This window comes from Sphingomonas sp. PP-CE-1G-424 (genome assembly GCF_004341085.1).
Classification (GTDB): Bacteria; Pseudomonadota; Alphaproteobacteria; order Sphingomonadales; family Sphingomonadaceae; genus Sphingomonas.
Window position 1 is genome coordinate 115,844 of sequence record NZ_SLXW01000002.1, and the last position, 20,315, is coordinate 136,158.

9 protein-coding genes are annotated in these 20,315 nt (G+C 67.3%); all 9 read left to right on the top strand.

Annotated elements, in window-relative coordinates:
- Positions 1–24 precede the first annotated feature (24 nt).
- Positions 25–2,844, top strand: coding sequence for a TonB-dependent receptor (locus C8J43_RS05675; RefSeq protein ID WP_133030121.1), 2,820 nt, complete (start codon positions 25–27; stop codon positions 2,842–2,844).
- Positions 2,845–2,908: 64 nt separating this feature from the next.
- The gene (locus tag C8J43_RS05680; protein WP_133030122.1) at positions 2,909–5,083 is read left to right on the top strand and encodes a glycoside hydrolase family 2 TIM barrel-domain containing protein; all 2,175 of its coding nucleotides are present in this window, start codon (positions 2,909–2,911) and stop codon (positions 5,081–5,083) included.
- Positions 5,080–7,368: a family 20 glycosylhydrolase gene (locus C8J43_RS05685; protein ID WP_133030123.1), complete on the top strand. Its 2,289-nt coding sequence runs from the start codon at positions 5,080–5,082 to the stop codon at positions 7,366–7,368. Before C8J43_RS05680 ends, C8J43_RS05685 begins: the two co-directional genes overlap by 4 nt.
- Positions 7,368–9,980, top strand: a complete 2,613-nt coding sequence (locus C8J43_RS05690; RefSeq protein WP_133030124.1) for a glycoside hydrolase family 2 protein — start codon at positions 7,368–7,370, stop codon at positions 9,978–9,980. Before C8J43_RS05685 ends, C8J43_RS05690 begins: the two co-directional genes overlap by 1 nt.
- Before the next feature lie 254 nt (positions 9,981–10,234).
- Entirely contained in the window at positions 10,235–12,703 is a 2,469-nt protein-coding gene (locus C8J43_RS05695; protein WP_243645442.1) for a glycoside hydrolase family 3 C-terminal domain-containing protein, read from the top strand.
- Positions 12,700–14,133 carry a glycoside hydrolase family 125 protein gene (locus C8J43_RS05700; protein ID WP_133030126.1) on the top strand — a complete coding sequence of 478 codons (1,434 nt, stop codon included), beginning with the start codon at positions 12,700–12,702 and terminating at the stop codon, positions 14,131–14,133. Before C8J43_RS05695 ends, C8J43_RS05700 begins: the two co-directional genes overlap by 4 nt.
- Positions 14,130–16,439: a GH92 family glycosyl hydrolase gene (locus C8J43_RS05705; RefSeq protein WP_133030127.1), complete on the top strand. Its 2,310-nt coding sequence runs from the start codon at positions 14,130–14,132 to the stop codon at positions 16,437–16,439. The genes C8J43_RS05700 and C8J43_RS05705 overlap by 4 nt, the downstream gene beginning before the upstream one ends.
- Positions 16,436–18,427, top strand: coding sequence for an alpha-L-fucosidase (locus C8J43_RS05710; RefSeq protein ID WP_133030128.1), 1,992 nt, complete (start codon positions 16,436–16,438; stop codon positions 18,425–18,427). Before C8J43_RS05705 ends, C8J43_RS05710 begins: the two co-directional genes overlap by 4 nt.
- 489 nt (positions 18,428–18,916) lie before the next feature.
- Positions 18,917–20,311, top strand: a complete 1,395-nt coding sequence (locus C8J43_RS05715; protein WP_243645443.1) for an FAD/NAD(P)-binding protein — start codon at positions 18,917–18,919, stop codon at positions 20,309–20,311.
- The last annotated feature ends 4 nt before the right edge of the window (positions 20,312–20,315 follow it).

Here is a 20,315-nt window from a genome sequence, read left to right on the forward strand (position 1 = left end):
GTCGATTAGGAAGGGGTTTCGACAATGATTTTCCGGAAGCAGATTTTGTTGGCGTCGAGCGCAGCGGTATGCGTCGCGATCATTCCAGCGGCGTTCGCGCAGACCGATCCCGCACCGTCGACGACGCCGGTCGCACAGGATGCCGCCCCGTCGGCGACCCAGTCGCCCGCGCCATCCGCCGCGCCAGCATCCGCAACCGGCGACGATATCGTCGTCACCGGCATCCGCGGCAGCCTGCGCAGCGCGATCGCGGTCAAGCGCAACGCCAACGCGGTCGTCGACGTGATCTCCGCCGAGGACATCGGCAAGTTCCCCGATCGCAACGTCGCTGAATCGCTGTCGCACATTCCCGGCGTCAGCATCGATCGTCGCTTCGGCGAGGGCGAGAAGGTCGCGATCCTCGGCACCGATCCCGCGCTCAACCGCATGCTGCTCGATGGCCACGCGCTCGCCTCGGCCGACTGGGGCGGCAACGACAACGACCCGTCGAGCCGCACCTTCAACTATTCGCTGCTCGCGCCCGAGCTGGTCGATCGCCTCGAGGTCTACAAGTCGCCCGAGCCGCGCATCGAGGAAGGCAGCCTCGGCGGCACCGTCATCGTCCGCACGCGCCGTCCGCTCGACCTGAAGGCCAATGCGATCTTTGCGTCGGGCGGCTATTCGTACAACGACCGCTCGGACAAGGGTAACGTCCGCGGCTCGGGGCTGTACAGCTGGAAGAACAAGGACGAGACGTTCGGCTTCCTCGTCGCGGCCACCTACGACAAGCAGAGCCTGACGCGCGCCGGTGTCGAGTTCTTCGGCTACGACAACGTCGCACCTAACGCGGACGGCACCTACAACAGCCCGTTCGTCAACCGCGCTGCCGACGGCACGCTGAGCCTCAAGAGCCCTGGCGCGACGATCACCGGCGGGACGATTTCGGACCTTTACAAGGCGGCGTCGCCGTTCGGCATCAACTACGCCTATTTCCAGCAGACCCGCGAGCGCAAGAGCGTGTCGGGCACGGTCCAGTACCGGCCGACGTCCGATCTGACGCTCACGCTCAACGGCCTGCACATCAACGGCAACTACAACAACTACAGCCAGTCGATGTACACGATCCCCGGTGCATGGACCGGCGACGTGCTGCAATCGGCGAACATCAGCAACGGCGTGGTCAATTCGGCCTCGTTCGGCGCGGCGACCAACCAGGGCTCGCAGCTCGACACGCTGGTGCGCAAGACCAAGCTGAAGACCGACAACCTCAACTTCTTCGCCGACTACGAAGGCGACGGCGGGGCGAAGATCTCGTTCGCGGGTGGCTGGAGCAAGGCGGTCGGCGGACGTGATCCCGAATATCTGTTCAACGTGCAGACCAAGCTGCCGTACAGCTATGCGTTCACCAACAACACCGCGACGGTGAACTTCGTCGGCGATCCGACCAACCCGGCGAACTACTTCACCAACCCGAACAACAACCCGGCGCAGATCGAAGGGCGCCCGGTGATCGTCAACGGGACTCAGCTGAACGCTGCGCAGATCGGCGGGCAGGACTTCAGCGTCACGACCGACCGCGACATCTTCGGCGGCTACGACGCGACCATCCCGGTCGAGTTCGGTCCGTTCAAGGAAATCCTGCTCGGCAGCCGCGCGACCGACCATGTCAACCAGATCGACGCGCGCGGGATCAACACGTACCTCCAGTCGTCGCAGACCATCCCTCAGCTCGGTGCGACCGCGCTCGTCACCCCCAGCGGCACGTTCGACGGCAGCGGTGGGCTCGGCAACGCGACGCAGTATCTGAACCTGCCGCAGCAGTCGGTGATCGATATCCTGTCGGGCGCGATCAACTCGCCGCTGGTCACCAAGATCGGCGCGTCGACCAAGGTCCACGAGACGGTCATCGCGTCCTATGCGCAGGCCAATTTCGACCAGGGCGGGTTCCGCGGCAACATCGGCGGTCGCGTCGTCTATACCCGCGACATCTCGAACTATGCGACCACGCCGAGCGCGCAGGTCAACCCGCAGCCGGTGCCGACGCGCACCTCGACCGATTACCTGAAGTTCCTGCCGAGCCTCAACATCGCCTATTCGGTATCGCCGACGGTGATCGTGCGTGGCGCGGTGGCCAAGGTCATCTCGCGGCCGCGCTATCAGGATCTGGCGGCGGCGACGACGCTCAACGACGTCACGCTCGATGGCGGTGGCGGCAATCCGAACCTCAAGCCGTATGAATCGACCAACTACGAGCTGACCGCGGAATGGTATCCGCGCTCGGGCACGCTGCTGGCCGTCGAGCTGTTCCGTCGCGACATCAAGAACTACATCATCAGTTCGCGCCAGAACGTCGATTATTTCAACGCGCTGCAGAACCGCATCACGACCTACAACGTCAGCCAGCCGATCAACGGCGCCAAGGCCAAGGTCAACGGCGTGCTGGTATCGGGCCAGGCCGAGATCTGGGGCGGGTTCGGTCTCCAGGCGAACTATTCGTACCAGGACAGCAACACCTCGTCGGTCGACGTCAGCGGTGCGGCGCTCAACCTGCCGTATCTGTCGAAGCACACCGTCAACGTGATCCCGTATTTCGAGAGCGGCCCGTTCCAGGCGCGGCTGAGCTACAACTACCGGACCGCGTATTTCCGGACGATCGGTCGTCTCGGCTCGCGCGAGATGGTGGCGCCGTACAACCAGCTCGACTTCTCGGCCGGGTTCAACGTGACGCCGGCGGTCACGCTGTCGGTCAACGCACAGAACCTGCTCGACGAGACGTATCTCCAGTATAACGCTACGCCGGATCGTCCGACCGCGTTCTACAAGAACGGCCGTACCTTCTCGGCATCGCTCTCGTTCAGGATGTAGCATCACCGGGTGGCGCGCCCTCGGGGTGCGCCACCCCCGTCCAAAGGGGGCACGATATCGCCGCATGATATCAGTTTGGATCAAGGCAGTGCGCAAGCGGATGGGGCATCTCGGTGTCCTGTCCGCATTTCTCGTTCCGATGGGTCTGGCGACGCCGGCCGCGGCCGAGCGGATCGATCTGGATGCGGGGTGGACGTTCTGGCTGGCAAAGGACGCGCCGGCCGATCCGGCGTGGCTGAAGTCCGATCCCGCGAAGGTCGAAAGCGTCAGTGTCCCGCATAGCTGGCCGCTGTCGCGCGGTGCGAATTCCGAAGGCGTCGGCTGGTACGCGCGGACCTTGGTCGTGCCCGAGGCGATCGTCGGCAAGCATCTCGAACTGCATTTCGACGCTGTGTTCTATGCGGCGCGCGTCTGGGTGAACGGGACGCTCGTCGGCACCCATGAAGGCGGGCATACCGCGTTCGATCTCGACGTTTCGAAGGTGCTGAAACCCGGCGCGAACCGGATCGTCGTCGCGGCCGATGACCGGTCGGGGTTCGTGACGATTCCGGGCTATGCGATGCGCCTCGCTGGCTCAGGGAACGTCTGGTACGACTGGTGGCACAGCGGCGGGATCACGCGCGACGTGTCGCTGCGGATCGCCGAGGGCGGGCTGATCCGCTGCCAGCGGATCCGCCAGGTCCTGAAGGCCGAAAGCGCGACCGTCACGAGTGGTGTCGCGATCGAGAATGTCGATGCCACGCCGCACACCTATTCCCTGACGTCCGTCGCGATCGATCCCGACGGCCGCGAGGTCGCGCGGGGTGAAAAGAGCGTGACCGTGGCCGCGTCGTCGGCGGCAACGCCCGACGCCGCGCTGACGATCGCCAGGCCGCAACTGTGGCAGATCGGCGCGGGCAAGCTCTACCGGATCGTCGCCGAACTGCGCGACGAGAAGGGCGTCGTGCTCGACCGGCGCGAGGACACGGTAGGTCTGCGCACGCTCGCGCTCCGTGACCGGAAACTCTACGTCAACGGTGTCGCGGTGCGGCTGACCGGGGTGACGCGGCACGAGGATTCGCCGTGGGAAGGTGCCGCCGAAACGCGCGGTACGATCCTCCACGACATGCGCGATCTCGCCGCGCTGCACGTCACGCTGACGCGGCCGGTGCATTATCCGCAGCCGCAGAGCGTGTTCGACGCCGCCGACCGTGCGGGGATGCTGCTCGTGCCCGAAATCCCGATCTGGCAGATGACCGCGGCGCAGCTGGGCGATCCCCGGCTGCTGGTGCGTGCCAAGGCGATGATGGCCGAGATGATCGCCGAGAGTGGCAACCATCCGAGCGTGCTCGCGTGGAGCGTGATGAACGAGAGCGAGGCCGCGACGCCGCAGGGGCTCGCGTTCGTGAAGGCGATGAAGGCGCATATCAACGCGATCGATCCGGGCCGGTTCGTGACGTTCGCGGATTCGCAGATCGCGGAGCGTGCCGTACGCGTACCCGCCCTGGTCGAGGCCGACTTCGTGATGGCCAACGCTTATTTCGGCACCTGGAGCGGCGCCGCGGGCAAAGTCGGCCCGTGGCTCGACGCGTTCGACAAGGCGTATCCCGACCGGATGCTGGTCATCTCCGAATTCGGCTGGCCGGGGCCGTTCTCGCACGATTCCGCGAGCGCGGACATCGCGCGCACCGAAAACCTCAAGGACCAGCTCGCGGCGTTCGGGACGCGGCCCTGGGTCGGCGGCGCGATCTTCTGGAGCTATGCGGACTACCGCTCGAACAAGAACCTCTTCGCCGGCATGGCCGATGGCTATGTCGATCACGGCCTCGTCGATGCGGATCGCCAGCGCCGCCCGAGCTATTTCGCGTGGGAAGCCGCCAACCGCGACGTCTCCGCGAAGGTCGATCTGACGATGGCGGGCGAAACGCCGACCGGCTTCACCGCGACCGTGATGGGCGCGGCCAAGGCTGCGTTGCCCTCCTATCCGCTGATCGGCGCGCGGCTGCACTGGCGCGCGATCGGCGGCGATCGCGTCGTGCTCGGCGAGGGCGAGCAGGCGCTTCCGGTCATCGCGCCGGGCGGCACCGCGACGGTGTCCGCGGCCTGGACCGGTCGTCTTACGCCCGTCACGGTGACCGTCGATATCCTCACCGCGGAGGGCGCGCGCGCAGGCGGCGTCGTCCGCGACTACGAACCGTTCAAGGCCGGCTCCGCCGTCTATCCACCCGATCCAGCGCAATTGCCGAAGGACCCTAAATGATCCGTTTCCGCCCTCTGGTGCTCGCGCTGCTGATGTCCTCGACCGCGGCGGTGGCCGAAGGGCCGAAGCTGATTCCGATGCCGGCGTCGATCGAGACTCATGCCGGCACGCTGACGATCGGCGAAGGTGCCGGGATCGTCGCGAGCGATGCGGGGACGAAGACCGCAGCCAAGCTGCTCGCGCAACAGGTCAAGGTCGTGCGCGGGCTCTCGCTTGCAAGCGACGCCGGTACCGGCCCGATCCGCTTCGTGCGCGATGCGAGCGTGGCGGGGGACGAGGCCTACACGCTGACCGTCGATGCGAAGGGCGTGACGATCGCGGCGAGCGGCGATGCGGGCCTCGTCCACGGGGCGATGACGCTGGCGCAGTTGCTCAGCCCCGATGCGGCGGTCGGCAAGCCCGTGACGCTGGCGGCGATGACGATCCGCGATGCCCCGCGCTTCAAGTGGCGCGGGCTGATGATCGATCCGGCGCGGCATTTCGTGCCGATGCCAACGTTGTACGCCATGGTCGATCAACTCGCCGCGCAGAAGATGAACGTGCTGCATCTCCATCTGACCGACGATCAGGGCTGGCGCGTCGAGATCAAGCGCTATCCCAACCTGACCCGGATCGGCGCGTGGCGGACGCCACCGTCTGCGGGTGGCGCGCCGGGCGAGAAGGTCGGCGGGTTCTACACACAGGCCGAGCTGAAGGCGCTGGTCGCGTATGCGCAGGAGCGCGCGATCACGATCATGCCGGAGATCGATCTGCCCGGTCATGCGCAGGCGGCGGTGGCGTCGTATCCGGCCGAAGTCGGCGTGCTCGGCGATCGGCCCGCGGTCGGTCACGATTGGGGCGTGAACCCGTGGCTGTTCAGCCCGGAGGATCGCAGCATGACCTTCATCAAGCACGTGCTCGACGAGCTGATGGAGGTGTTCCCGTCGCAGTTCATCCATCTCGGCGGGGACGAGGCGGTCAAGGACCAGTGGGAGCGGTCGCCCGCGGTGCAGGCGAAGATGAAGGCGCTCGGGCTGAAGACCGAGATGCAGATGCAGAGCTGGATGATCGACCAGCTCGGCGAGTATCTGGCGAAGCACGGCCGCCGCCTGATCGGCTGGGACGAGATCCTCGAGGGTGGCTTGCCGCCATCGGCGTCGGTGATGTCGTGGCGCGGCGAGAAGGGGGCCGTCGATGCGGCGAACCAGGGGCATGACGTGGTGCTGAGCCCCGCGCCGATCCTGTATCTCGACAGCCTGCAGAGCAATCGCAGCGACGAGCCGCCGGGCCGCATCGCGAACGGCGATGCGATCGTGCCGCTCGCCCGGCTGTATGCGTACGAACCCGAGCCGGCGGGGCTGGCGCCCGACAAGGCGAAGCATGTGCTGGGCGCGCAGATCAACGCGTTCAGCGAATATCTGGTGACGCCCGAGCAGCTTCAGCACGCGACCTTCCCGCGGCTGTCTGCGCTTGCCGAGCGGACCTGGTCGCCGAAGTCCGCGCGTAATTTCGACGACTTCGTGGCGCGGCTCGAGCCGCAGATGGGTCGCTATGCCCGCGCTGGTATCGCCGCGGCGGACAGCGCGTTCGCGGTCGACTTTGCGATTCCCGGCACGCGCGGCGATGCGCTGCGCCGCGGCAAGGTGCCGGTGACGCTGGCGACGCAGACGGGCTATGGCACGATCCGCTACACGCTCGACGGCAAGGCGCCGACCGCGCGATCGAAGGCCTATGCCACGCCGTTGTCGCTCAGGCCGGGGACCACGGTCCGCGCGGCGGCCTTCACCAGCGACGGTCGTCCGACCGCGGAACCGCGTCTGTTCGAGACGAGCCGGGTCGCGCTGCTGCGCCGGTCGAGTTCGGAGCTGGTCGCGTGCCCCGATGGCGCGATCGGGCTGCGCGTGCCGCTGACGTCGGAGGCGACGGGGAATACGCCGGTATTCAACGTCAACATCTTCGACACGTGCACGATGTATCCGGCCGCCCCGCTCGATATCGCGCGGAGCTTCACCGTCGATGTCGCGCGGTTGCCGCGGCATTACGGGCTGGCGCATGACGAAAAGGCGCTGCGGCGGCATTATGCGGTGACGACGTACGGCGAACTGGTGGTGCGCACCGGCGGTTGCACGGGCACGATCGCGGCGACCTTCCCGCTGCCGAACCCGGCGACGAGCCCGAACCGCATGAGCTTCCGCGGCACGCTGCCCGAGGGGAAGGGCGATGCGGACATCTGCCTGTTGTTCACGGCGTCGATGGAGTCGCCGTTCTATGCGGTCGAATCGATGCAGCTGTCGGAGAAGAAGTAATGCGGCCGACAGTCCTTCTGCTGCTCGCGGCCGTCTTCGCGACGCCGGCCTGGGCGGCATCACGCACGAGCGTCGTGCTCGACAAGGGCTGGTCGATGCGGATTGATCCCGCTGATACCGCTGCGGCCAAGGCGCATCCGAAGGCGGCACGCTGGCTGCGCGCGACCGTGCCGGGCAGCGCACAGACCGACCTGATGGCCGCGAAGATCGTCCCCGATCCGTACAAGGGCCTGAACGAGGCGAAGATCCAGTGGGTGGGGCTGACCGACTGGCAATATCACACCGTCGTGCGCGCGACGCCCGAACTGCTCGCACGCGATCATATCGACCTGGTGTTCGACGGGCTGGATACCTTCGCCGAGGTGCGGTTGAACGGGACCAAGCTGCTGGCGGCGGACAATGCGCATCGGCGCTGGCGCGTGCCGGTCAAGGCGGTGCTCAAGCCCGGCGCGAACGAGTTGCTCGTCACGTTCCGCTCGCCGATCCGCACGTTGCAGCCTATGGTGCTGAAGGCGAAGAACCCGCTGCCCGGCGAATATGATTCGATCTACGGCGACGAGCCGATGGGCAAGCAGACCTCGCCCTATATCCGCAAACCGAAATACCAATATGGCTGGGACTGGGGTCCCCGGATCGTCACGCAGGGGATCTGGCGCCCGGCGCGGATCGAGGCGTGGGACGATGCGCGGATCGAGGCGTTTCGCGTGACGCAGGAAGGGCTGACCAAGTCCGAAGCGCGGCTGTCCGCGGAACTCGACGTGGTGGCTGGCCAAGAGCGGCCGGTCACGGTGCAGGTCGCGGTCACGGGGCCGGATGGTCGCGTGACGCAGGCGGCGCGGACCGTCACCGTCGCGGCTGGCGCGAGCCATGTCGCGGTACCGGTGAGCGTCGCCAATCCGCAGCGTTGGTTCCCTGCGGGCTATGGCGCACAGCCGCTTTATACCGTGAAGGCGACGCTGATCGACGGAACCACGACGATCGACACCGCGCAGCGCCGTACCGGCCTGCGCACGGTCGAGTTGCGTCGCGACAAGGACGCGCAGGGGCGGGGCTTCGCGTTCGTCGTCAACGGTATTCCGGTGTTCGCCAAGGGCGCGAACCTGATCCCGTTCGACATGTTTCCCGCGCGCGTGCCCGAAAGCCAGATCCGCACCGTCATGGCCGGCGCGCGCGACGCCAACATGAACATGATCCGCGTGTGGGGCGGTGGCTATTATCTCGACGACGCGTTCTACGACCTCGCCGATCAGATGGGCTTGATGGTGTGGCAGGACTTCATGTTCGGCGGCGCCGTCACGCCCCCCGATCGCGACTTCCGCGAGACCGTCCGCATCGAGGCGGAGGAACAGGTCGACCGGCTCCAGGCGCATCCCTCGATCGTGCTGTGGTCGGGCAATAACGAAGTGCTCAGCGGCTGGGCGAACTGGTCCGACCGGATCGCCTTCAAGAAGGCTGTCGGCGCGGACGAGCAGGAGCGGATCGGCGTCGGCATGGCGGTGATCTTCGACCGCGTGCTGCGCGATGCTGCCGAACGCCGCGATCCCGATGCGGTCTATTGGCCGGGTTCGCCGAGCAACAATTACGAGGACAAGCCCGACATCGATGGCGATGGCGACCGGCATTACTGGGACGTCTGGGGCGGCAAGAAGCCGGTCGAGGCGTATCTCGACAGCTGCCCGCGCTTCATGTCCGAATACGGGCTGCAGTCGATGCCCGAGATGAAGACGATCCGGACGTTCGCGACCGACGCCGACTTCTCGCCGACGTCGCCGGTGATGAAGGCGCACCAGAAGTTCCTCAAGGGCGAGGGCAACGACCGGCTGCTGTTCTACATCCGCGAGAAATACCGCGAGCCGCGCGACTTCGCCGAGTTCGTGTATCTGAGCCAGGTGATGCAGGCCGAGGGGATCGAACTCGCCGCGCTGCACCACCGCGCGTGCCGGCCCGTGACGATGGGGTCGCTGTTCTGGCAGATCAACGACGTCTGGCCGGGCGCGTCATGGGCGAGCATCGATTATTATGGCCGCTGGAAGGCGCTGCAATTCCGCGCTCGGCATTTCTATGCACCGCTGGCGATTGCCGCGGAGCGCAAGGATGGCGCGACCAAGGTGAGCTTGGTTTCGGACGCGACGGTGCCGACCGAGGCGGTGTGGCGGATGCGGACGCTCGACGTCGACGGGAAAGTTCTCGCGACGACCGAGACGCCGGCGACGTTGGCGCCGTTGTCCGCAACGGCGGTAGCGACGTTGCCCGATGCGACGCTGTTCGCGGGCGGCGATCCAGCGCGCACGATCGCGGTGGCGGAGTTGCTCGTCGATGGCCGCGTGACGTCGCGCGTGCTGGTGTCGGCGGCGCCCAAGACGATGACACTGCCCGATCCAGGGCTGACCGCGACATGGGAGACCAATCGCCTGACACTGACCGCGACCAAGCTGGCGCGCGCAGTCTGGCTCGATTTCGGCAAGGTCGAGGCGACGCCGTCGGACAATGCGTTCGATCTGCTGCCGGGGGAGAGTGTTACGGTGACTGTTGCTTCGAAGGCGTCCGCGGCGGCGCTGAAGCGTGCCTTGTCGGTCCGGACATTGGCGGGTGTCGCGGCGGTGAAGTCGTGATGCGCGATTACGCCCCCGCAGCCTCGTCGGCCCAGAGAGTTTGCGAGCATACCACCCCGCCGTCATCCCAGCGAACGCTGGGATCCAGAGTTACGGACGCCGCCGCCCGTGGCTGTGGATCCTGGGTCGAGCCCAGGATGACGGATGGGGGGGGAGGGCGCCTCTCGACCAGGCTTGCTCGTCTAGCATTTGTGCCGGGGCTGTTGCTCGCGTCGTCAGCGCTTGCGCAAACCGTCGATCCGGCGGTGCGGGGCATGACGCTCGACGAGAAGGCGGCGCAGTTGCAGAGCGTCGCGCCGGCGATCCCGCGGCTGAATTTGCCCGCGTATGATTACTGGAACGAGGGGCTGCACGGCCTCGCGCGCAACGGCGTCGCAACGGTGTTCCCGCAGGCGATCGCGCTGGCCGCGACGTGGGACGAGGCGCTGCTGCGGCGGGTCGGCGATGTCGTGTCGACCGAGGCGCGCGCGAAGTCCAACGCGCTGCCGGCGGGGGACCGGACGCGCTATCAGGGGCTGACGATCTGGTCGCCCAACATCAACATCTTCCGCGATCCGCGTTGGGGTCGTGGGCAGGAGACCTATGGCGAGGATCCGTACCTGACGGGCAGGCTCGGCGTCGCGTTCATCGGCGGGTTGCAGGGGCCCGACCTCGCGCACCCGAAGGTGATCGGTACGCCCAAGCATCTTGCCGCGCATAGCGGACCCGAGGCGGGGCGCGACGGGTTCGACGTCGATATCTCGCCGCATGATCGCGAGGCGACGTTCCTGCCTGCGTTCCGGCTTGCGCTGACCGAGGGCAAGGCGCTGTCGACGATGTGCGCGTATAACGCGATCCACGGCGTGCCGGTGTGTGCGTCGGAGCCGTTGCTGACCGAGACCGTGCGGAAGCAATGGGGCTTCAAGGGGCTGATCGTGTCCGACTGCGATGCGATCGGGAATATCTCGAACTACCATTATTATCGGCCCGATACTGCGAGCGGATCGGCGGCGGCGATTGCCGCGGGCATGGATTTCAACTGCGGGAAGACCTACGCGGCGCTCGGCGATGCGGTGCGGCGCGGGCTGGTGCCCGAGGCGACGCTCGACGCGAGCCTGACGCGGACGTTCGCGGTGCGGCGGATGCTCGGCGGGGCGTTCGGCGCGACGAGCCCGTGGGACAGGATCAAGCCGACTGAGTTCGACACGCCGGCGCACCGCGCGCTGGCGCTGGAGGCGGCGCGGAAGGCGATGGTGCTGGTCCAGAACAACGGCGTGCTGCCGCTGAAGCCGTCGGCGAAGATCGCGGTGATCGGGCCGAATGCCGACAGCGTCGACGTGCTTGAGGCGAATTATCACGGCACGGCCGCGGCGCCGATCACGCCACTGGCGGCGCTGCGCACATCGTTTGCGGGCGTGCGGTACGCACAAGGGTCGAGTATCGCCGAGGGCGTGCCCGTGCCGGTACCCGACACAGCGCTGTCGTTACGCGGCGAGTATTTCCGGCGGAGCAATTTCACCGGCACGTCAGTGGTACGCGCCGACCGGCTGATCGACTTCGACTGGGACCGCACTGCGCCCGCCCCGGGGATCGATCCTGCCACGTTCTCGGTGCGCTGGAGCGGCACGATCACCGCGCCGGCTGCCGGCGAGTATGTGTTCCGGCTCGACGTGCCGCGCTGCTTCGACTGCAAGGGGCATGATCCGTCGCGGCTGTGGATCGACGACAAGTTGGTCGCTGACGACGACGGCAGCGGGAAGAACGTCGAGGCGGCTGTGACGCTGGCGGCGGGCCCGCATGCGATCCGCGTCGAGCTTGCGCATAGCGGTGAGGATCAGGGGCTGCGGCTGACCTGGACCGCGCCTGCCGATGCGCAGGTCGCCGAGGCGGTTGCTGCCGCTAAGGAGGCGGATGCGATCGTCGCGTTCGTTGGGTTGTCGCCCGCGGTCGAGGGTGAGGCGTTGCAGATCGAGGTCGCCGGATTCTCGGGCGGCGATCGGACCGATATCGGGCTTCCGGCGGCGCAAGTTCGGCTGCTCGAAGCGGCCAAGGCGACCGGCAAGCCGCTGGTGGTCGTGCTGATGACCGGCAGCGCGGTCGCGATGACCTGGGCGAAGGCGCATGCCGATGCGATTCTAGTCGGCTGGTATCCAGGGCAGGCTGGCGGGCAGGCGATCGCCGATACGCTGGTTGGCAGGAGCAATCCGGGCGGGCGACTGCCGGTGACGTTTTACGCCAAGACGCGCGATCTGCCCGCGTTCATCGACTACAACATGCGTGAGCGGACCTATCGCTACTTCACCGGTACGCCGCTGTGGGGCTTCGGGCACGGGCTGAGCTATACGCAGTTCGCCTATGCCGCGCCCAAACTCGCGCGCAGCACCATCGCGGCGGGAGAGAGCGTCACCGTCGAGGTGCCGGTGCGCAACACCGGCAAGGTTGCGGGCGACGAGGTGGTGCAGGCGTATCTCGTGCCGCCCGAGCCGGCGGTGAAGCCGCGCTTCAACGATCCCGTGCTGCAACGGCAGCTCGTCGGGTTCAGGCGCCAGACAGTGAAGCCGGGCCAGACGGCACGCGTGGCATTTACGATCGATCCTCGCGGCATGAGCAGCGTCGATGCGGCGGGAACGCGTCGCGTCGTACCGGGCGAATACCGGCTGCATATCGGTGGCGGCCAGCCCGGCGACGGACCGGGTGTCGATACCGTCTTCACCGTGACGGGAACGCAGGATTTGCCGAAATGATCGACCGCCGTTCGCTGATCGCCGGTGCTGCGGCGCTGGGGCTTGCGGGACCGCTGCGGGCGGCCGCACCGTCGCTCGTCAGCAAGCGCCCGAAGCTTGGCGATCGTCGCTTCACCAGCCGCGCGGTCGAGGCAGAGATCGCGCGTGTGTCGGCGAAGATCGGCGATCCGGAACTCGCCTGGATGTTCGGCAATTGCTATCCGAACACGCTCGATACGACGGTGTTCATGGGCGCGGTCGACGGCAAGCCCGATGCGTTCGTGATCACCGGCGATATCGACTGCATGTGGCTGCGCGACAGCTCGGCGCAGGTCCATCCGTATCTGCCGCTGGCAAAGCGCGACCCGGCGCTGCGGACGTTGTTCCGCGGGCTGATCGCGCGGCAGGCGCGGTGCATCCTGATCGACCCCTATGCCAACGCGTTCATGCACGACCCGTCGGCGAAGACCAATCTGAGCTGGTCGCTGACCGACGACACGGTGATGAAGCCGGGTGTCGGCGAGCGCAAATGGGAGGTGGATTCGCTCTGCTACCCGATGTGGATCGCGCACGCCTATTGGCAGGCGACCGGCGATACCGCGCCGTTCGACGCGCTGTGGGCCGACGGCGCGCGCGCGTCGATCCGGACGTTCCGCGAGCAGCAGCGCAAGGACGGGCCGGGGCCGTATCGCTTCCGCCGGTCGTCACCGATCGTCGGCGAGAGCATGGCGCTCGACGGCTATGGTCCGCCGTCGCGACCAGTCGGACTGATCCATTGCGGGTTCCGGCCTTCTGACGATGCGTGCGTGCTCCCGTTCCTGATCCCGTCGAACATCTTCGCGGTCCGCGCGCTGCGGCAACTGGCGGAACTCGCGACGCGCGCACGGCCCGACGCGGCGCTGGCGGCGGATGCGTCTGCGCTGGCGGACGAGGTCGAGGCGGCGTTGCGGCTGCACGGCATGACCAAGGGGCCCGACGGCCAGCCGGTCTGGGCGTATGAGGTCGACGGCTATGGCAACGCGATCTTCATGGACGACGCGAACGTGCCGAGCCTGTCGGGGCTGGCGTATCTCGGTGCGGTGAAGGCCGACGATCCGCTCTGGCGGCGCACTGCCGCGCGCGCGTGGAGCAAGGACAACGCGTATTTCTTCACCGGCAAGGCGGCGGAGGGGATTGGCAGTCCGCATACGGGCTTGCGCGAGATCTGGCCGATGTCGATCGTGATGCACGCGTTGAATGCGCTCGAGACCGGTGACGACGCGACCGTCGCGCGGTCGCTCGCCGCGTTGCAGACGACGCATGGCGGCACCGGGTTCATGCACGAATCCTTCAACCAGGACGACGGCGCGAAATTTACTCGCGCCTGGTTCGCCTGGGCCAACGGGCTGTTCGGCGAACTGATCGTCGACATCGCCGCCAAACGTCCCGCCCTTCTCGGAGTCCGCGCATGATCTCCCGCCGTATGCTCCTCGCCGGTAGCGGCGCGCTCGCGCTGACCGCGCGCGCGACCTTCGCCGCCTCGCCGCGCACGACCACCGCGCCCGATCTGTTCGTCGGCACCGGTGGCCACGGCCACACCTATCCAGGTGCGACGTTGCCGTTCGGGATGGTGCAGCTCAGCCCCGATACCGATGTCGAGCGCTGGGATGCGTGCTCGGGGTATCACCGCACCGACACGTCGATCATCGGGTTCAGCCATACGCATCTGTCGGGCACCGGGATCGGCGACATGCTCGACGTGCTGGTGGTGCCGACGCGCGGTCCGGTCCAGCTGACCCCCGGCACGCTCGAAGATCCCGGTGCGGGCTATCGCCAGCGGTTTTCCGATGAGCATGCGGAGCCCGGTTACTACCGTGTGGCCTTGGAAACGGGTGTCCGCGCGGAGCTTACCGTCACCGAGCGGACCGGCATTCAGCGCCATGTCTTCCCGCGCGGCGCGGGGCATGTCCTGATCGATATGTCGCACCTGATCCTCGACGAGTCCGACCGGGGCGTGCTGATCGACGAGGCGTCGCTGGCGATCGACGACAGCGGTACGCTGACCGGCAGCCGCCGCGTGTTCCGCTGGGCCAAGGGGCGCCGCATCCACTTCGCGATGCAGGTGTCGCGCAAGCCCGACCGCATCGTGTTCTACGGCGATGGCGACGTCGCGCAATCTGACGGCGCGCGCGGTGTCGCGGGCAAGCGCGTGAAGGCGGTGCTGCACTATGACGACGCCGGTGCCGCGCCGATCGTGATCCGCACCGGCATCTCCGGGGTCGACGTCGCCGGCGCGCGCGCGAACCTCGCCGCCGAGGCCCGGCACTGGGACTTCGACCGGTACCATGCGCAGGCCGCCAAGCGCTGGGCGCCGGCGCTCGCCGCGGTCACCGTCGAGGGCGGGACGCCGGCGCAGCGCACGATCATGGCGAGCGCGCTGTACCATGCGCAGCTTGCGCCGACCTTGTTCTCCGATGTCGACGGGCGGTATCTCGGCCTCGACAAACAGGTGCACAGGCTGTCGGGCAAGGATCGCGCGTACAGCACCTATTCGATGTGGGACACGTACCGCGCGCTGCATCCGCTGCTGACGTTGATCGAGCCCAAGCGGACCGCCGAGCTGGTCGGCGACCTGATCCGCCAGACGCAGCAGAGCCGCTATGGCCCGCCCGTCTGGCCGCTGCAGGGGATCGAAACCGGGTGCATGATCGGCTGGCATTCGGTGTCGGTGATGGCGGAGGCCCGCGCGAAGGGCGTGCGCGCCGATTATGCGGCGGCGTGGCCGAACGTCCGTCGTCGTTCGTTCGATTTCGCGATGCCGGATCTCGACAACAGCCTCGGGATCGAACCCTATGATACGATCGGCTATGTTCCCGCCGACAAGGTGTTCGAGGGGGTCTCGCGTACGCTCGAATATGCGTATGACGATTACGCCTCGGCGCACCTGGCCGATGCGGCGGGAGCGACCGCCGATGCCGCACGACTCCGCAAGCGCAGCGGCAATTGGCGGAACGTGTTCGACAGCACGATAAACTTCGCGCGACCCAAGCGCGAAGACGGGACATGGATCGAACCGTATGATCCCGTCGCGCTTGGCCATTCCGCGACGTGGCGTGACTATACCGAGAGCAATAGCTGGCAGGCGACGTTCCTCAACCAGCACGACGTCTACGGCCTGATCGCGGCGATGGGCGGCGATGCGAAGTTCGAGGCCAAGCTCGATGCGTTGTTCACCGCGTCGTCGGTCCTGCCGAAGGATGCGCCGCCCGACATCAGCGGTCTGGTGGGTCAGTATGCGCACGGCAACGAACCCAGCCATCACGTCGCGTATATGTACGCCTATTGCGGCGCGGCGTGGAAGACGCAAGGCATGGTCCGGCGACTGCTGACCGAGATGTACAAGGATGCGCCCGACGGCATTATCGGCAACGACGATTGCGGGCAGATGAGCGCGTGGTTCGTGCTGAGCGCGCTCGGGCTGTACCCGGTCGATCCAGTAAGCGCGAACTATGTGCTGGGCTCGCCGCTGTTCGACCGGGCGGAGATGCGCGTCGGCAACGGCAGGACGCTGGTTGTCGAGGCACGCGGCAATGCGCCCGACCGCCCGTACGTCCAGTCGGTGACGTGGAACCGCAAGCCGTGGACGAAGAGCTGGATCGCGCATGCCGATATCGTTCGCGGCGGGCGGCTCGTGTTCGAGATGGGCGACAAGCCCAACCGCAATTTTGGCCGCGCGCCTGCCGACCGGCCGCCAGCAACCACCGGAGTTTCGCGATGACGTTAGACCTGAACCGCCGCGCGTTGATCGCCGGAACGCTCGCTACCGCTGCTGCTGGCCGGGCCGGTGCAGCCGCCCCGGTCGGTGCACCCGCCCCATGGGGCGCGACGCCGAGCGTCCGCCAGCTCGCGTGGCACAAGCGCGAGCGCTACGGCTTCGTCCACTTCACGCTGAACACCTGGACCGACAAGGAATGGGGCTATGGCGACGAGGACCCGAAGCTGTTCAACCCGACCGCGTTCGATCCCGACCAGATCGTCGCGGCGGCGAAAAGCGCGGGGCTGACCGGGCTCGTCCTGACCGCCAAGCATCATGACGGCTTCTGCCTCTGGCCCACAAAGCTCACCGAGCATTGCATCCGCAACAGCCCGTACAAGGGCGGCAAGGGCGATATCGTCCGCGAAATGGGCGACGCGTGCCGGCGCGGCGGGATTTCCTACGGGCTGTATCTGTCGCCGTGGGATCGCAACCGCGCCGATTACGGGAAACCGTCGTACGTCGAGTATTTCCGCGCGCAGCTGACCGATCTCTGCTCCAATTACGGCGAGCTGTTCGAAGTGTGGTTCGACGGCGCGAACGGCGGCGACGGCTATTATGGCGGCGCGCGCGAGGCGCGGAAGATCGATGCGCCGAAATATTACAACTGGCCGTCGATCATCGCGCTGGTCCATAAATTGCAGCCGATGGCGTGCACCTTCGATCCGCTCGGTGCGGATATCCGCTGGGTCGGCAACGAGGACGGTCACGCGGGCGATCCGTGCTGGCCGACGATGCCGAACCATCCCTATGTCCAGTCCGAGGGCAATTCGGGCGTGCGCGGTGCGCCGCTCTGGTGGCCGGCGGAGACCAACACGTCGATCCGTCCGGGCTGGTTCTATCATGCCGACGAGGATCTCCAGGTGAAGTCGCCGCAGCGGCTGATGCAGTTCCACGACGAGTCGGTCGGGCGCGGCACCAACATGATGCTCAACCTGCCGCCCGATCGCCGGGGTCTTATTGCGGAGCCCGATCTCGCGTCGTTGAAGTCGTTCGGCGATGCGTTGCGCGCGAGCTTCAAGACCGATCTGGCCAAGGGCGCGGTGGCGAGCGGCCCATCGCGCGGAGCCCGGTTCGCGCCGGCCAATGTGCTCGACGGCAATCGCGAGACGTATTGGAGTACGCCCGATGCGGTGAAGACGCCGTCGCTGGTGCTAGACCTGCCGCCGGGGCGCCGGTTCGACCTGATCCGGATCCGCGAGGCGCTCGACCTCGGCGTGCGCGTGACGAAGTTCGCGATCGACGTGGCGGATGCCAAGGGCGCGTGGCGCGAGGTTGCGATGCACGAGTGCATTGGCGCGCAGCGGATCATTAGACTGCCCGAGCCGGTGACCGCACGGCGCGTGCGGCTGCGCATCGTCGAGGCGCCCGCGTGCCCGGCGATCACCGAGCTGTCGCTGTTCCTGAGCGTCGCGCCGGTCGCGATCGCGGCCTCGCAGGCGACGGGCAACAAGATCATCTCGAAGACCGGGTGGACGATCGTCAGCGCGATCCAGCACAGTCTGGCGATGAAGGCGGGCAAGCCGGATTTCGCGGCCGAGAAATCGTTGGCAGGTGTGGTGAAGCCCGGATTGTCCGGGGCGGAGGCGGTGCTCGACGACGATCTGGCCACCGTTTGGACGACGCCGGCGCCGACCCCGACGAGCATTGTGATGCTGATGATCGACATGGGCAAGGCGGAGCAGGTCGCCGGGTTCAGCCTGACGCCGACGCGGCAGGCGCTGCCCGACGCAGGACCGCCGGGGCGTTACAGCGTCGAGACGAGCGAGGACGGCAGGACCTGGACGCCGGCGGACGAGGGCGAGTTCGGCAACATCGCCTACGCCCGGGCGACGCAGCGCATCACCTTCGCGAAGGCTCGGCAGGCGCGGTACCTGATGCTGGGGTTCACGACGGTGGCGACCGCGCAGCCGAAGATGGCGATTGCAGGCATCGGGGCGTTCCGGCCGTAAGACGGGGCGACTAAAAGATAGGCCCCACCCCGGCGAAGGCCGGGGCCCAAATGGGGGACGGTGGTAACGGCGGGATGTGCATCGTCATGTCGACCTTGCCGATTGGGCCCCGGCCTTCGCCGGGGTGGGCATACTCGATCGAGAGACACCTCCCGCCGTCACCCCGGACCTGTTCCGGGGTGACGTGGGACTGCGAACTCGACAGAATTGATCCAGTGGAACGATAGATGCCGGAACAAGCCCGGCATGACGTGGGACTGGGTAGTTTCTCCCCAATCCCGTCATCCTGACGAAAGTCAGGATCCAGAGCCACAAGCGTGCCGACCGTTACTCTGGATCCTGACTTTCGTCAGGATGACGGGATTTCGCCAGGATGACGGGGTTTCGGGATGACGGGCTTGCAGGGCTGTGGCCGTCTCATCGCCAGGGGCTGGGCTAGCCGGCTCCGATCGGGCATGGCCTCCCGCGACACTGTGGGTGAGCGTACAGATGGACGAGAAAACAACCATGGCGCGGATCGCGGGGCCCGAGGATCATGTCGTCGTGGTCGGCGGCGGCTTTTCGGGCGCGTTGTTCGCGGTCAATCTGATGCGGCACGCGGGGCCGCGCGTCACGCTCATTGAGCGGCGCGACCGGCAGCTCGCGCGCGGCGTCGCGTATAGCGCGGCGCATCCCGACCACCTGCTCAACGTCCGCGCGGGCAACATGAGCGCGCTCCCCGACGATCCCGATCACTTCGTCCGCTGGCTCGACGCGCATGGCAAGGGCGACCGCAAGACCTTCGTCCCGCGCACGACCTATGGCGCGTATCTGCGCGAACTGCTCGACGCGGCGATCGCGGAATCGGACGGCCGGCTGGTGCATGTCGAAGGCGAGGTCTGCGCGATCGAGCCGGTCGCAGGAGACGGCGTGACGCTCAAAATGGCGGACGGGCGGACGATCGCCGCCGATACCGGGGTGCTCGCGCTAGGCAACCTGCCACCGCACACCCCGCCGGGCCTAAAGCCCGACGCACTGCCCGCGGGCGTGTATTGCGCCGATCCTTGGGCGGCCGACCTTGCCGAGGGACTGGGCGCGGATGACACGGTCGTGCTGGTCGGCACCGGGCTCACCGCGATCGATGCTGCGCTGCTACTCGATGCGCAGGGGTTCGCCGGCCGGATCCTCGCCATGTCGCGTCGCGGATTGTCGCCGCGCCGCCACGTCGACGGCGCGCCCGCGCACCGCGGGGTTTCGGACAAGCCGCAGGGCGGGCTGACCAATCTCGTCCGCCATGTGCGCGCACGGGCTGCGGTCGAAGGCTGGCGGTGCGCGGTCGACGAGCTTCGCCCGGTCACGCAGATGCTGTGGGCCGCCGCCTCGCAGGAGGTGCGCGGGCGGTTCCTGCGTCATCTCCGCCCCTATTGGGACGTGCACCGTCACCGCCTCGCGCCGCGGGTCGCCGAGCGCGTCGAGGCCCTCGTCGCCAGTGGGCAGCTGAAATTCGCGGCCGGCAAGATCGTCTCCGCCGACGCCGATGGGACCGGCGCGAAACTGATCTGGCGACCGCGCGGCACGACCGAACCCGTCGTCACGCACGCCGCGCGGATCGTCAATTGCACCGGTCCGCAAGGCGACCTGTTGCGCTCGGAGGAACCGCTCGTGAAGCACCTGCTGGCGGCGGGCGCGATCAGGCCGGATCCGCTGCGGCTCGGCGTCGACGTCGATGCGCAGTCGCGCGCGATCCGGCGCGATGGCACCCCCGATGACCGCATCCACTGCATCGGACCAATGACCCGTGGCGGGCTGTGGGAAGTCGTCGCGGTGCCCGATATCCGCGTCCAGAGCTGGGATCTCGCGCGGCGCCTGTCGAACGCGCAATGGGTCGGCGGCGAGGGGCTCTGAGCGC

Excerpts from the sequence above, each read along its gene's own strand:
- C8J43_RS05675 (WP_133030121.1), top strand. The coding sequence starts at position 25 with ATGATTTTCCGGAAGCAGATTTTGTTGGCGTCGAGCGCAGCGGTATGC.
- C8J43_RS05680 (WP_133030122.1), top strand. The coding sequence starts at position 2,909 with ATGATATCAGTTTGGATCAAGGCAGTGCGCAAGCGGATGGGGCATCTC.
- C8J43_RS05685 (WP_133030123.1), top strand. The coding sequence starts at position 5,080 with ATGATCCGTTTCCGCCCTCTGGTGCTCGCGCTGCTGATGTCCTCGACC.
- C8J43_RS05690 (WP_133030124.1), top strand. The coding sequence starts at position 7,368 with ATGCGGCCGACAGTCCTTCTGCTGCTCGCGGCCGTCTTCGCGACGCCG.
- C8J43_RS05695 (WP_243645442.1), top strand. The coding sequence starts at position 10,235 with ATGACGCTCGACGAGAAGGCGGCGCAGTTGCAGAGCGTCGCGCCGGCG.
- C8J43_RS05700 (WP_133030126.1), top strand. The coding sequence starts at position 12,700 with ATGATCGACCGCCGTTCGCTGATCGCCGGTGCTGCGGCGCTGGGGCTT.
- C8J43_RS05705 (WP_133030127.1), top strand. The coding sequence starts at position 14,130 with ATGATCTCCCGCCGTATGCTCCTCGCCGGTAGCGGCGCGCTCGCGCTG.
- C8J43_RS05710 (WP_133030128.1), top strand. The coding sequence starts at position 16,436 with ATGACGTTAGACCTGAACCGCCGCGCGTTGATCGCCGGAACGCTCGCT.
- C8J43_RS05715 (WP_243645443.1), top strand. The coding sequence starts at position 18,917 with ATGGACGAGAAAACAACCATGGCGCGGATCGCGGGGCCCGAGGATCAT.